A 13,915-nucleotide genomic window follows, 5' to 3' on the forward strand; every position below is an offset into this window, starting at 1 on the left:
TTCTATTTTATGCAATGGTTATTTTTTCTTGCGCGGGCTTGTTCGAGTTTTCAAGAACCCTTCTACCGTATCCAGTGTAGCAATAACAATGAAGGTGATCAGCAATGTCCACACTGCCCAATTTTTCATGGACTCTGTCTCTGCTTCTGTCTGATCCAGTACCTGCCCAAACTGCAAAAGCGCTTCTTGAGAAAACAGGTCTGGATGGGTTAAGAACAAAATCGTTCCAATCACCCAAAACAAATTAAAGACGAGGTTCCAAAGCGCCATCGGAACCGTCCAATAACTCTTCACCCATTTATAAATCCCAAAACCGACTTCAATGGCAGCGAGCGCAATGACAGCGGGTAGGAAAAACCGTAATGCTTCCTCGTTCAATAACGGCATGGACTGATCTTCCCAATAGAGTCTCAATAAATTGGAGGCATTCAAATAGATACCGACCCAGATGGCTGTCCAAACAAACCCTCCAACGACTGAAGCACGAGAAATTTGACGCTTTGGCGTGGTGAGCGGCTTAAGTTGCGTCGGATCCCACTTAGATAGCGGAAGAGAATCTCGAGATGAACTGTAGCGTTCAATCAAGGCGAAGACTAACCCTACCCAAAATACGGATTGAATGCCAGCTGCCAGCATGGAACCGACTACTTGTAGAATTCCCTGAATGACGGCTTGTCCCCAAGAAAATTCTTCCGAGAAACTCACTAGTACTCCAAGGAGTGCTGTGATTCCGCTGACTAGTAGTGCAATCGGAAAAACAATTTTCAATATGGACAAAAATGTTGGATAGAGCGCTGGTCCAATCAAGTGAAGCGGACGCTCTAAATAACGTGAGGCTAAAATAACCGGATCTCCGAGTTGACGCAAGGCATCGAACAGTTCTTCTTGGGACGGGTTATCCGAGGTCATATCAGCAATCGTTGATTCTAGTTCAAGGGCAACATCTTCACGCATGGTCTGTGGCAGCCTTTTTGTGACTTCTGCAATATAGGCGTCTCGGTATATCATACCTCTTCTCCTCCTTCGAGTAAGTTCTGTAGGTTCTCCGACATCTGCTTCCATTCTTGATAAAGCTGTTCAAGTATTTCTTCTCCTAATGCGGTGAGGACATAATATTTGCGCGGTCGGCTTTCTGTTGTATCCCATGTGCTAGTGACAAGTTGTTGTTTTTCAAGTCGGCGTAGGAGCGGATAAAGTGTACTTTGATCAATGGAGACGGACGATTGCTCGAGTGCTTGCACGAGTGAATAACCGTATTGCGGGACTTTGAGCTGGCTGAGAACGGCTAATGTCAGTGTTCCCCGGCGCAATTCGGTGAGAAGTGGGCTGACTCTGTCTGTCATCGAATTCCCTCCTTTTGTTTATACTGTATATCATACACTATAGTTCGATGTACATCATTTGTCAATCTAGGAATCATCTAAAAACTTACTAGCAAGATCTTGAGTAATAAAGAAGTTAGCATGTTTGATTAGTTTCCATAAAACGACTTCAGCTCTACAAATAGATTTACTTGTCGTAGAAAGTGAGTTTCTTGGTCTATAAATCGAATCACTTGTTCCATAACGACCGCTCCCCGCGTACAACTAAAAAAACCGGCACCCACAAAAGAGAAATCTCTTTTGTAAGTGCCGGAGTTTCTGAACAGTCGGCTCCACATCTAAATGGAATCGAGTTGCACCTCCTAGAAATCCCGCAAGAAGCCATCGCAAGAGCATTGACAACTAATGTCCCACTGATCATTAGTTTTGTATGGAGACTCCACTCCCGGAATCGTTTCTTCTGAACAACTTCTAACACGACAATAAACCCTATTCCACCAAATTGCATCAAAAACATTAACACGACCTCACCAAACGTGGTGAATGTTGTAGCAGTATCTGCTACGCCGAGCCCTGTTACTGTCGTGGCAGACGTAGCAAAGAAAAATGCGTCTATAACGCTTAACTCCCCTATATGTGCAATCGGCAAATTTAACAAAGCAGTGCCTGTAAAAATAGTAACTAAAAAACTCAACGCTATAATAGCCGCAGGTGAATAATTTTCAGGGTTGATATAGTGCCATTTTTTCATGAGATTCGCCTTCTTCTATAGGTTATGAACCGCCCTCATCAAAGTTCTCAATATCATCGTTGTTCCCGATGACCACAATTAAATCGCCTCGTTGCACTTCCTCGTCTTCTGTAAAACTAAGAATTGTTTGTTGTCCGCGTTGGATGGCCACCAAATTTACATTAAATCGTTTTTGCAAGTCAAGCTCCGATAACTTTTTGCCGATAGAACGCTCGGTTACTTTAATTTCGGCAATACTAAACGAATTGGAAAGTTCGATAAAATCGATAATTTTTGACGAATGCAAGTTATGCGTAATTCGTTTGGCCATATCACGCTCTGGGTGAATGACACGATCTGCACCGATTTTCTCAAGAATTTTGCCATGATTTTCATCATGTGCCTTTGCCCATACTTTGGGTACGCCAAGTTCTTTTAATACCATCGTCGTGAGCACGCTCGCTTGGATATCTTCCCCGAACGACACAAATGCATGATCAATATTTCGTACACCAAATGCCCGCAATGTTTTTTCATCGTACCCACTAGCCACCACAGCTTGCGTAGCGTATTGCGAGTAGTAATCGACTCTCTCCGGATTTAAATCGACAGCGAGTATCTCTTGCTTCATTTCTGCAAGTTCTTTCACGAGACTGCCACCAAAACGGCCAAGTCCAAATACAGCAAATGTTAAATCTCTATCCTTCATACCAATTCACCCTCGCTCTTTGAATAGGAATAACGTACTCCTCCAAGTATTCTTTGTCAATCAAAAAAACATTCCTCACAAATGCGAGAAATGTCTAATTTATGCGTAATGTTGTTGTTCTGAGATTTTTGGTCGAACGCGACTATATACTTCGATTCGTTTGTTGTCCCCAGCAATTGTATAGCGTTCAAATAAGGTCGGAAGCTGGTCGTACATCTCCGTCATGATCCAATGATTTTGCATTGTATCATAGATGGTTTCAAGTTTTGTTCCCCGAGTCCCTACAAAATAAGTTCCACCTGGCATTTCGTGAAGGCTGAACTCCTTGTTTACAGGAAAACGGTGAGGCACATGGTACCCAATAATCCACTCTTGATTTAGAGAAGTCAGGGGTGACACAGGACACAATGCAATAATTTCCTCAGTCCCTTGTATCGTCAAATATCTTTGCAAAGAAACGAGTCGCTTCATGACAGTTTTATTAAGTTTAATAGTCTGATTAGTCGAGCGAGGAATCGATACGGAAATTCCCACCATGTAGCTACGTTCACGCTTTACTAAACGGGCTTGCATCGAATCACTCCTTCTACAGCGACTTTCGACAAGTTACGATTTTATTTTACCATAAAAAGGAGGTGTCAACCATTAATTACTCTCAGGGCCACCCAATTCGCGCACTGGCAAATTCCAGTTACAACGTTGGGAGAGTAAACGTAGAGCTAATATGCCGGCAAACACTAAATAGAGCCCTATGTCTGAAGTAATCCAGTCCATTCCGATAATAAAGCCTGCCACAATCGCCCATAGTAAATAGACTTCTTTCGTAAACACGCTAGGCCGCTTCTGCGCAAGGACGTCCCGAATAATTCCTCCACCAGCACCAGTAATGGATGCGGCAAACATCACAGCAAGCAAGGGCATATCCATTGATTGAGCAGCCATAGCACCTTGTACAGCAAAAGCCGACAAGCCTATTGCGTCAAATATCGACCATTCTTTCATGTGGAAGATGAAACTCTTCGGCAATAAAATGAACAGGGTCATTGCCACGAGTGCGATAATGAAGAGGGGCGTCTGTTGCCATACATCTGCTACTGGAAGTCCAATCATCAGATTGCGCACAGCTCCCCCGCCAAACGCTGTAATCAACCCTAAAATGTAGATGCCCATGATGTCATATTTTACTTCCATTGCGACAAGTGCTCCACTTATACAAAAGGCTAAAGTGCCAATAACATTTAATACATCCCAAACCACTGGGCATTACTCCTCTATATATCCATTTGCGAATAGGTCAGACCTTTGAATTCACTCGTGTTATCATAGCATAATTTTTTTAATAAAAGAATTGCAGGGTTTCAAATGTCATAAAGACATATCATAGGAAAATCGTTTGAATTTCGTAACTTGCTTAGGAAATTCTTCTATGAAATACTGAAAGCAGATAAAGAAAGAAGGGTTTTAGGTGTTCCAAAATAAACAGTATCTCCCGATTCGTCTATTCCGTTTTTTCGGATTGGCTGATGGAGTATCCTTACTTATCCTATTGGGCATTGCGGTGCCATTAAAATATCTTGCCGACCTGCCGCTCGCAGTGACCTATGTGGGCTCGATTCATGGTGCCATTTTCATTGCATATGTTATGAGCATCGTCATTGTACAAGTGACTGTCGGATGGAAGATCTACTGGAGCTTGCTGGGTATCGGAGCAGCTTTTATTCCATTTGCTAATTTTGTACTTGACCGGGCTGTGAAAAAGCGAGAAGCTGCATTTAAGACACGCGCGTTCCCGGTACTTTGGCTCGTGTATGCCATCATCTTCTTTTCATTCATGGATTTGTTTGCTCAACTCCCTATTATGAGCACGTTTGCCACAAGCTTAGGCGCCTCTACCTTCGTTGCTGGAATCGCTGTAGGGATGTACTCATTTTCTAATACGGGTGGCAATTTACTGGCAGGTCTTTTAACAGATCGCTTTGGACCTTATAGACTTCTTGTGATTGGTCTTACAGGTACATCGATACTACTTGGTACATATTCATTTGTTGACACGCCAGAAGCCTTGTTGATTGTCCGTTTCTTCCACGGATTTATCGGAGGGTTCATCGTTCCAGCAGCATTCACATTTGTAGCAAATCAAAGTAAAGAGGGGCGGGCCGGCAGTGAGAATGCTATTACCGGTGCGTTTGTAGGAGCTGCAGCTATTATCGGCCCGGCGTTTAGCGGGATCATGGCGACTCAGACGTCCGCTCCTTTTGTGTTGCGAACGGTCGGTTTATTTGGTGGGTTTCTCTTACTTGCCGCTTTTGTGGTTTTGCGAGGGCAATTGTTTAATCGAAGTACCACTCGACCCGCCAGACTTCCCTTTCATCCTGCTCTAGTTGGAGCGTTCGGTGGTGCATTTTTGATGATGTTTTCGCAAGGCGCACTTGCCTATCTACTTCCACTTCGTGTAGAAGAACTTGGATTCAGCTCCAGTGTTAGCGGAACATTATTAAGTGTATTCGGATTGACCGCTGTTTTGATTTTTATTTCACCTGCGCGTCGCCTATTCGATCAATGGCCCGCACTTACAAATTTCCGAATTGGATTGGTGTTAATCGGTGCCGCACAGTTTGCTCTTGGCATGGCGGAATCTCTTGCGGTCTTCTATGGAATTCTTTTCGTTTACGGGATTGGATTTGCTTTTACATTTCCTTCTATTAATGTATTCCTATATAAAGGTACAAGTGAAGGAAATCGTGGTCGGGCGTATGGTTATTTTTATGCCTTTTTCTCATTAGGTGTCGTATTGGGTTCGTCTGGACTCGCATTTATCAGTTCGAACCTGTCGACGCTATTTACTGTAACGGCTGTTGTTCTTACAGCAGGAGCCGTGTTCAGTGGCTTACTTTCAACCACTACAAAAGAGCGTTCCGAGTAGGAGCGCTCTTTTTTGTATTTGAAAAAAGCTTGTTGTTTTACATTTCACATGCTAAAATAGAACAAATGTTCTTATAGAGGAGTGATGACTTTGTTGTACTCAACCGAGCGTGTACACAACCCTGCATTGAAACCCATTGCTCAAGAGCTTCGCCAACTCGCCAACCTATTTGAAAGTTATGCCTATGAAGAATCCCATTTCTCATCCTCCACTTTCCAACGGACAGTCAGTGAAAAAACAAAAGAACTTGCTTTATTGATTCGCCAAGGAACAGATCCTGTCCTCTACGCAGGAGAGGTCGTACGTGGGTCTGTTGGCCGTCTCTACGTAGAAGACACGCCATTTTGTTTAGAGTCTGGGCAATCTCTTGCCTATTGGTCAGAGCATGAACAGCGCCATATCAACTCACGTCTTGCCTATTACAACCGCTTATTTTTAGTGGATCGCCCCCAACTTCAAATAGAAGGGTTGCATATCATCATTCGGGAGTAGCTGTTTCAGCATACTTCCAACGATAGCACGATGAAAATGCCATACCGGTAAAAAACCGCCAGGAAATTAACAATTCCCAGGCGGAGTCTCTTTAACGTGGTGTATTTTGTTGTTTAAGTAAATCCCTAATCTCAATGAGTAACTCTTCTTTTGAATCAATCGTCGGGCCTTCTTCCGGCTTCACTTCTTCTTTTCGCTTAAAGCGACCAAGCAGACGAACAAACATAAAGATGGCAAATGCAACGATTACGAAATCGATAATCGATTGAATAAACACACCATATGTAACATTTGCGTCACCCACAGAGATTGCAAGACCTGAGAAGTCTACACCGCCCATAATCAATCCGATGATTGGGGTAATGATGTTCTCAACAAGTGAAGACACGATTTTCCCAAATGCCGCTCCAATTACAACTGCAATCGCAAGTTCTAACACGTTGCCTTTAAACGCAAACGCTTTAAAATCATTCCACATCCCTATCCCTACCTTTCACAGCCATTTCTTTTGATTATACGAAAGCAGAAAACAAATTGATAGCAACTTTTTCGAATAAAAAAGCAGCCCCTGGAGAGACTGCTCTACTATCCTTACGCTTCTGCCATTTTCTTTTCAATCATCGTAACAAACTTCTTTCTTTGCCATGCTTCGTAACGCTGCTTACTCAACTTCTCACGATTCATACAGCCAATCAACTTTTTCAGTTGTTCGTCGGATTCAATTAACTCTCGCGACTGTTCATCATTCCAATACATTTGAAACCAAATTTTGTTGCGCAGAGCATTTATATTTCTTCGAACTTCTCGGTCCGAAGTATCTTTTAACAATGAAACTGCCACGATCGAAACCAAACTAGCCACATGGACTAAGGTCACCATTGTTTTCACTCCTTTTAGATGTAGAGCCGACTGTTCAGAAATTGTGCGAGATGACAGCGTGGGCTGTGAAGCGCTCTTTACTTCATAGACCGCGATGGCTTCTTGCGGGATTTCTAGGAGGTGCAACTCGATTTCATTCTAGATGTGTAGAACGCTATTTGTTTCTGCTTTTCTTATAATACTTTGGACGTATGTCCAATTGAAAAGGTTTCATACTTTCTTTTCCTTCTTATATATAAGCTACGTTCTACTGTACGGACAATTTTGAATATGGTAAAGTAGTCTTAATTTGAAAAAATGGGAGGTGCTCTACTTGGGAAGGATATTTTCCGTTCTGGTAAAATGGCGAAATTAACGAATTTGTCTCTTTACCACTCACAAACACACGGCCCCCTTTCAACAGACACCTGCTGTTTACGCACGCAACGCTAGGCGCTGGATTACATAGTTGAAAGAGCCACATTACAACATACATTTACGGAGGTGTCACCCTTTTAGGGGACCTATTGGACAGTAGTATATTATGGCTTAACTTAGGATTGGTAGCTTTATTGATTGCACTCACAGCTTTTTTCGTAGGATCTGAGTTCGCAGTCGTTAAAGTGCGTATGTCACGATTGGATCAATTAATTTCAGAAGGCAATCAAACAGCTGCACTCGCAAAGCGGATTACAACAAACTTGGATTATTATTTGTCTGCATGTCGGCTGGGTATCACCGTCACGGCACTCGGTTTAGGATGGCTCGGGGAACCAACTGTTGAAAAATTGTTGCACCCTACATTTGAAAGTCTCGGTATCGGCGATCCATTCGTTTCTGTACTTTCATTCGGTATCGCTTTTAGCTCAGTAACATTTTTATACGTTGTTATAGGAGAACTAGCACCGAAGACACTCGCTATTCAATTCGCAGAACCGATGACCTTACTTCTTGCAAAACCGCTGTATTGGTTCGGAAAAATCATGTTCCCGTTCATTTGGACGTTAAACGGATCAGCTCGTCTTTTACTTCGTCTATTCGGCGTAAAACCTTCTGCACAAGAACTGGCCCACTCTCAAGAAGAGTTAAAGATTATTATGACCCACAGTTATCAAAGTGGGGAGATCAATCAAACGGAGCTTGCGTTCATGCAAAATGTGTTTTCGTTCGATTCACGCGTTGCAAAAGATTTAATGATTCCACGTACAAAGATTGAAACGGTCTCACTTGAATCCACACGCCAAGAATTAATCGATTTTTTCAGTGAACACCAATTTACTCGTTACCCTGTAACAGAAAATCTCGACAAAGACCATATCATTGGGTATATCAATGTAAAAGAAATGCTCACAGCTCTTGCAACAAAAAAAGAGCATGGGCTTCAACATTTTATTAAAGAAATCCCTGTCATCGTGGAAACGACACCATTAGTTGAAATCTTTGAATTGATGAAGACAAGACAATCTCATATCGCCCTAGTTGTCGATGAATTCGGTGGTACTGCCGGTATCGTGACACTTGAAGATTTACTTGAAGAAATCGTGGGAGAGATACGAGATGAATTTGATGAAGATGAAGTAGATGATATTCAGGAAATTGGCGACAACACTTATATCGTGCAGGGCCGCGTGTTGTTAGATGAGTTGCAAGAAAAATTCAATCTTCAGTTCGAGGACTCTGAAAACATCGATACCCTCTCTGGGTGGATGCAGACACAAAAACTTGAACTCGAGACAGGTGATACTGTAGCGACTGAAACATTTTCAGTAGAAGCTGTTGAAGTAGAGCAACACCATATGGAGTCTGCTCGATTGCAAATCATTCCAAAATTACCTGAGCTATCAGAAGAACTTTAATTTACTCAATTTAATGGAGGTGTCACCCTTTTAGGGGACCATTTGGACATAGAAATAGCATTTAATTTATTTATGATTGTGTTTTTAATTGCAGCAACCGCCTTTTTTGTAGGCTCTGAATTCGCTGTAGTTAAAGTACGTTCATCTCGACTCGACCAGTTGATTGCAGAAGGAAATCAAAGTGCTGTACTTGCAAAAAAAGTGACGTCTGACTTAGATTACTATCTATCTGCCTGCCAGTTAGGTATAACAGTTACCGCTCTTGGCCTTGGATTTTTAGGAAAACCGACTGTAGAATTACTTCTTTACCCAGTGTTTCAACAGTATGATTTGCCAGCTTCTGTGATCTCGGTACTATCATTTCTGCTAGCGTTCTCACTTGTGACATTTTTACACGTTGTAGTAGGTGAACTAGCACCGAAAACGTTGGCTATCCAATTTGCAGAACGCATGACTTTATTGCTATCGCGCCCGCTCTATTGGTTCGGAAAAATCATGTTCCCCTTTATCTGGTTCTTGAATGGATCTGGTCGTCTTTTATTGAGTCTGTTTGGTGTAAAGCCAGCAGGACATGATACAGCACACTCTGAAGAAGAGTTAAAGATTCTCATGGCACAGAGTTTTAAAAGTGGAGAATTGAACCAAACCGAGATTGCTTTTATGCATAATATCTTTGCATTTGATGAGCATGTCGCACGTGATTTGATGGTGCCCCGCACAAAAATGGAAACCATCGATATCGCAACAACCCATGAAGAAATGCTTCAAGAATTTGAAGAGCATCAATTTACACGATATGCGATTACAGAAGACTACGACAAAGACAAAATTATTGGGTACATCAATGCGAAAGAAATCTTACTTGAGATCGCTGCAGAAACCCTTCAAGATTTTGCGTCTTATGTGAAGCCTCTTCCTGTTGTCTCTGAAACGACACAGCTTGATAAAACCTTTGCAACAATGAAAGCCAACCATGCGCACATGGTATTGGTTGTCGATGAATACGGTGGTACTGCCGGGATGTTGACACTTGAAGACGTCCTTGAAGAGATTGTCGGAGAAATTCGTGATGAGTTTGATACGGATGAAGTCGATGATATCCATGAGATCGGCCCACGTCAATATGAAGTCGACGGGCGTGTTCTATTGTCCGACTTGACGGAACGTTTCTCTATTCACTTCGAAGAATCTGAAGATATCGAGACGATTGCCGGTTGGATCCATGCACGTTCACTCGATGTCCAACAAGGCGATTCGTTTTCAGAACACAACTTCCAATTACGCGTTATTGAATTCGAGCAAAATCATGTAGAGCGCGTTTTATTAACGCTCCCGGATTTGCCGGAGACATCTAACTCTTTATCTGAAGAAGAATAAAAGAGGCTGTGACAAAACCCAGCAAAGGGAGTTTTTCGTCATGAGAAACTCCCTTTTTGTATGTTCTATTGGGTGTAGGGGAAGCGTTCCGCGGGCGCGGGCTGAGCCTCGGTCTCAGCTTCCGCTTATAATCCCGCTGGAGTCACCCCTACACACTTTTCATTTTGTTATCTTTAACTTCATTTGTGGAATTAACTGAGTTATGTCCCTGCCTCTTTTTGTATAAGGCATCGTAAACGTGCTACACTAATTGTATGAAAAAACGCCAAGCTATGAAGATGTTTGGAATAAATAGGTTTGCTATACTAAAAGCAACCTAGTTTAAAGGAAGCGATTTAAAATGACGCAACATGTAAAGAAACAAACGTCTGATAGCTGCGAAGTGGAATGTACGCATCCTGAAGTAGTTGAACGTGTCACCCCCCTCATCCATCAAGTAGAGGGTGTTGAAACTATATTTAAAGCTTTGTCAGATGCCACACGGATGAAGATCATCTATGCTTTGACACAAGAAGATGAACTATGTGTTTGTGATGTAGCAGCCATTATTGGTACGTCAACCGCAACAGCCTCTCATCACCTGCGCTTACTACGTACAATGGGGATTGCAAAGAACCGTAAACAAGGTAAGCTTGTCTATTATTCGGTAAAAGACCACCACATCACCGATTTAGTAAAAATCGCAATCGAACATCATAATGAATAATCTCGTCTCTAGTTCGCAATGAACTAGAGACTTTTTATTCAAATGTTCATTTGAATATCATTGACACATCCTAGTAACGAGTATATACTAAAGTCAATCAAACGTTCATTTGAATGTAAAGGAAGTGAATGACATGCCTACACAACCTCATGTCTACCGATTAGAAGGCTTGTCGTGTACAAACTGCGCGGCTAAATTCGAAAAAAATATCAAAGAAATCGAGACTGTTAAAGACCTCCACTTAAATTTTGGTGCTTCCAAACTCACAATCACTGGAGATGTCACGATTGAGCAGCTTGAAAAAGCTGGTGCTTTTGACGGAATCCGAGTGTATGAAGACTCTAAACGACCTGTACAGCGTGAGAAACGTTCTTTTTGGGCTTCATCTGAAAACCGAGCCACAGTTTTTTCATTGTTCTTTTTACTAGCTGCTCTTTTTGTAGACCACGGAACGCCAGCACCGGACTGGACAGCAATCGGACTCTACATCACGGCAATTGTGGTTGGCGGGCTATCTTTGTTCCGTATAGGCTTTTCAAATCTCGTACGCTTTGAGTTTGATATGAAGACATTGATGACGATTGCCATCATTGGGGCAGCCCTCATAGGTGAATGGCAAGAAGGTGCCGTTGTCGTATTACTTTTTGCTCTTAGTGAAGCACTGGAAGGATATTCGATGGATAGAGCTCGTCAGTCCATACGCAGTCTTATGGACATTGCACCAAGCGAAGCAATCATACGACGCAAGGATCAACTGCTCACTTTAGATGTAAACGACATTCAAATTGGGGATACTCTGCTTGTGAAGCCTGGTCAGAAAATTGCGATGGACGGAATTGTAGCGTCTGGTGAATCTGCTATCAATGAAGCGGCCATTACTGGGGAATCTATGCCGAAGTTCAAACAAGTTGGCGATGAAGTCTTTGCAGGCTCTTTAAATGAAGAAGGATTCTTAGAAGTAACCGTAACAAAACGCGTCGAAGATACAACAATTGCTAAGATTATTCATCTCGTAGAAGAAGCACAAGCTGAAAAAGCACCTTCCCAACAGTTTGTCGATCGCTTCGCTGCATATTATACACCCGCAATAGTACTGATCGCGCTCTTTGTTGCCGTCCTCCCTCCTCTTGCATTTTCAGGAGATTGGTCGGAATGGATTTATCGAGGGCTAACAGTTTTAGTCGTAGGATGTCCTTGTGCACTTGTCGTTTCTACTCCCGTTGCAATCGTCACAGCTATTGGCAATGCTGCAAAGAACGGTGTATTGATTAAAGGTGGCGTCTATTTAGAAGAGCTCGGGCGTATTCGTGCTATCGCATTTGATAAGACAGGCACTTTATCGGAAGGGCGCCCTGCCGTGACAGACATTATTCCTTTTCACTCGTATACATCTGAGCAAGTCATTGCATTTGCGGCTGGAATCGAACAGTTTTCGCAGCATCCACTAGCTTCTGCGATTGTACGGTACGGGGAATCTCAAGGAATTCCTGCAGTTCAGGTATCCGAATTTCGTTCTCTAACAGGAAAAGGTGCCCAAGGTATGATTGAAGGGCAACTCGTTCAAATCGGAAGTCCAGAATTATTTATAGACCACAAAGAGTTTACACCTGAACTCGAATGGACTATTGGAAACTTGCAACAAAACGGAAAAACGGTGATGGTTCTCGGAGACGATTCACAACTACTTGGTCTAGTAGCTGTAGCCGACCCACTCCGGAGTGTCAGCCCATCAGTCATTGAACGCTTGAAAGAAATTGGTATTGAAAAGCTTGTCATGTTGACTGGAGACAATGCGATCACTGCTAATGCAATCAATCAAAAACTAGGACTTGATGCTGTTGAAGCAAGCTTACTACCCGAGCAAAAGCTTGAAAAAATTCGCGAGCTTCAAGCGAAACATGGTTCTGTCGCAATGGTCGGTGATGGCGTGAATGATGCACCCGCTCTTGCCAGTGCGACCGTTGGAATTGCCATGGGGGGCGCTGGAACAGACACAGCCCTTGAAACCGCAGACATCGCTCTACTTGCAGATGATTTGACGAAGCTCCCTTATACGATGGGACTCAGTCGCAAAACTCTTGCAGTTATCAAACAAAATATCGGATTTGCCTTTGCTATCAAAGTGCTCGCCTTGTTGTTGATCATCCCAGGCTGGTTAACACTCTGGATGGCCGTGTTGGCAGACGTGGGTTCAACTGTACTAGTCGTACTGAACTCCATGCGTCTGTTACGCGTGAAGGAATAAGTACAAAGACCCGAACCAGTTGTGGTTCGGGCCTTTTTATGCTCCTTATTTAGCGACGATCAATTCCATACGTACAGTCTTCAATACATGACCATCAAAATCCTCTTCAAATTCGTGGACTACCTCAAAACCTTTAGCTGCATAGAATGAAAGTCCAGACCAATTCTCTTTCTCTACATTGATCCATACGGACCGCACGCCCGAAAGTTCTTCGATTCCACGTTTTAGTAGAGCCGAGCCTATTCCTTTCCCTTGATACTGAGGGTGTAGATAGATCGCTGCGAGTTCGGCGGACCCGTCTTCTTTCACGGTCGAATAGTTTGCAAAACCGACAATGCGCTCCCCTTCTTCCGCCACTAAAAATAACGAATGCTCTAGGCGACGCTGTAATTGCTCAGAGTTATACGCCATCTTCAAAAAGTTTGCCTGAACGTCAAGGGGAATAATTTCTTCATATGTGCTGTTCCAAGAGGTTCTCGCCACATCTTGAACACTTTCCACATCGTCTTCTCTCATATGCCGGATTGTAAGTGTCATCGCCATCTGCCTTCCTGCTCATCGGTGCCTTTGTTGTTTAATTATACCATTTCGAGAAAACTAGTTGAGAAGAAAAATAAATCTCGATTTCCGACCTTCTCGCTTCATTTCTGAAGTCTTATTTAGTATAATTATAAAGTGAGAATGATTCTCTTAGGGT

The 13,915-nt window shown here is 42.8% G+C and carries 15 protein-coding genes; 6 read left to right on the forward strand and 9 right to left on the reverse strand.

Annotation, left to right across the window (positions count from 1 at the left end):
* Positions 1–18: 18 nt before the first annotated feature.
* From ACF3OH_RS12460 to ACF3OH_RS12485, 6 genes are all read right to left on the reverse strand, one after another.
* The gene (locus ACF3OH_RS12460; RefSeq protein WP_392454912.1) at positions 19–1,008 is read right to left on the reverse strand and encodes an HAAS signaling domain-containing protein; all 990 of its coding nucleotides are present in this window, start codon (positions 1,006–1,008) and stop codon (positions 19–21) included.
* Positions 1,005–1,343 (reverse strand): PadR family transcriptional regulator, encoded by a 339-nt coding sequence (locus ACF3OH_RS12465; RefSeq protein ID WP_392454914.1) that lies wholly within the window; start codon positions 1,341–1,343, stop codon positions 1,005–1,007. Before ACF3OH_RS12465 ends, ACF3OH_RS12460 begins: the two co-directional genes overlap by 4 nt.
* Before the next feature lie 208 nt (positions 1,344–1,551).
* Positions 1,552–2,073, reverse strand: a complete 522-nt coding sequence (locus tag ACF3OH_RS12470) for a hypothetical protein (RefSeq protein ID WP_392454915.1) — start codon at positions 2,071–2,073, stop codon at positions 1,552–1,554.
* A 22-nt stretch (positions 2,074–2,095) separates the two neighbouring features.
* Complete coding sequence (locus ACF3OH_RS12475) at positions 2,096–2,761, reverse strand: potassium channel family protein (RefSeq protein WP_392454916.1); 666 nt, start codon at positions 2,759–2,761, stop codon at positions 2,096–2,098.
* A 99-nt stretch (positions 2,762–2,860) separates the two neighbouring features.
* The gene (locus ACF3OH_RS12480; RefSeq protein WP_392454918.1) at positions 2,861–3,334 is read right to left on the reverse strand and encodes a hypothetical protein; all 474 of its coding nucleotides are present in this window, start codon (positions 3,332–3,334) and stop codon (positions 2,861–2,863) included.
* Between the two features lie 72 nt (positions 3,335–3,406).
* Positions 3,407–4,018 carry a trimeric intracellular cation channel family protein gene (locus ACF3OH_RS12485; RefSeq protein WP_204589433.1) on the reverse strand — a complete coding sequence of 204 codons (612 nt, stop codon included), beginning with the start codon at positions 4,016–4,018 and terminating at the stop codon, positions 3,407–3,409.
* 208 nt (positions 4,019–4,226) lie between these two features.
* Here ACF3OH_RS12485 and ACF3OH_RS12490 point away from each other — a divergent pair, with 208 nt between their 5' ends.
* Positions 4,227–5,684, forward strand: coding sequence for an MFS transporter (locus ACF3OH_RS12490; RefSeq protein WP_392454919.1), 1,458 nt, complete (start codon positions 4,227–4,229; stop codon positions 5,682–5,684).
* A 90-nt stretch (positions 5,685–5,774) separates the two neighbouring features.
* The gene (locus tag ACF3OH_RS12495) at positions 5,775–6,176 is read left to right on the forward strand and encodes a hypothetical protein (protein WP_392454921.1); all 402 of its coding nucleotides are present in this window, start codon (positions 5,775–5,777) and stop codon (positions 6,174–6,176) included.
* Between the two features lie 91 nt (positions 6,177–6,267).
* Here the strand turns inward: ACF3OH_RS12495 and mscL are convergent, their stop codons facing one another.
* Together mscL and ACF3OH_RS12505 are read right to left on the reverse strand one after the other, a co-directional pair.
* On the reverse strand, positions 6,268–6,654 hold the full coding sequence (gene mscL / locus ACF3OH_RS12500; protein ID WP_392454922.1) for a large conductance mechanosensitive channel protein MscL: 387 nt from the start codon (positions 6,652–6,654) through the stop codon (positions 6,268–6,270).
* Between the two features lie 113 nt (positions 6,655–6,767).
* Positions 6,768–7,055, reverse strand: coding sequence for a hypothetical protein (locus ACF3OH_RS12505; protein ID WP_204589428.1), 288 nt, complete (start codon positions 7,053–7,055; stop codon positions 6,768–6,770).
* A 506-nt stretch (positions 7,056–7,561) separates the two neighbouring features.
* Between ACF3OH_RS12505 and ACF3OH_RS12510 the strand changes: the two genes are divergently transcribed.
* The 4 genes from ACF3OH_RS12510 (at position 7,562) to ACF3OH_RS12525 (ending at position 13,218) form a co-directional block, all read left to right on the forward strand.
* Entirely contained in the window at positions 7,562–8,890 is a 1,329-nt protein-coding gene (locus tag ACF3OH_RS12510) for a hemolysin family protein (protein WP_392454924.1), read from the forward strand.
* A 42-nt stretch (positions 8,891–8,932) separates the two neighbouring features.
* On the forward strand, positions 8,933–10,267 hold the full coding sequence (locus ACF3OH_RS12515) for a hemolysin family protein (RefSeq protein WP_392454925.1): 1,335 nt from the start codon (positions 8,933–8,935) through the stop codon (positions 10,265–10,267).
* A gap of 340 nt (positions 10,268–10,607) precedes the next feature.
* Complete coding sequence (locus ACF3OH_RS12520) at positions 10,608–10,973, forward strand: metalloregulator ArsR/SmtB family transcription factor (RefSeq protein ID WP_204589426.1); 366 nt, start codon at positions 10,608–10,610, stop codon at positions 10,971–10,973.
* Positions 10,974–11,106: 133 nt separating this feature from the next.
* Complete coding sequence (locus ACF3OH_RS12525; RefSeq protein WP_392454927.1) at positions 11,107–13,218, forward strand: heavy metal translocating P-type ATPase; 2,112 nt, start codon at positions 11,107–11,109, stop codon at positions 13,216–13,218.
* Between the two features lie 45 nt (positions 13,219–13,263).
* Here ACF3OH_RS12525 and ACF3OH_RS12530 read toward each other — a convergent pair whose 3' ends face one another.
* Positions 13,264–13,755: a GNAT family N-acetyltransferase gene (locus tag ACF3OH_RS12530; RefSeq protein ID WP_392456780.1), complete on the reverse strand. Its 492-nt coding sequence runs from the start codon at positions 13,753–13,755 to the stop codon at positions 13,264–13,266.
* Between the last annotated feature and the right edge of the window lie 160 nt (positions 13,756–13,915).

Origin of the sequence: Chryseomicrobium aureum (assembly GCF_043182735.1) — a bacterium.
GTDB classification, from domain to species: Bacteria; Bacillota; Bacilli; order Bacillales_A; family Planococcaceae; genus Chryseomicrobium; species Chryseomicrobium aureum.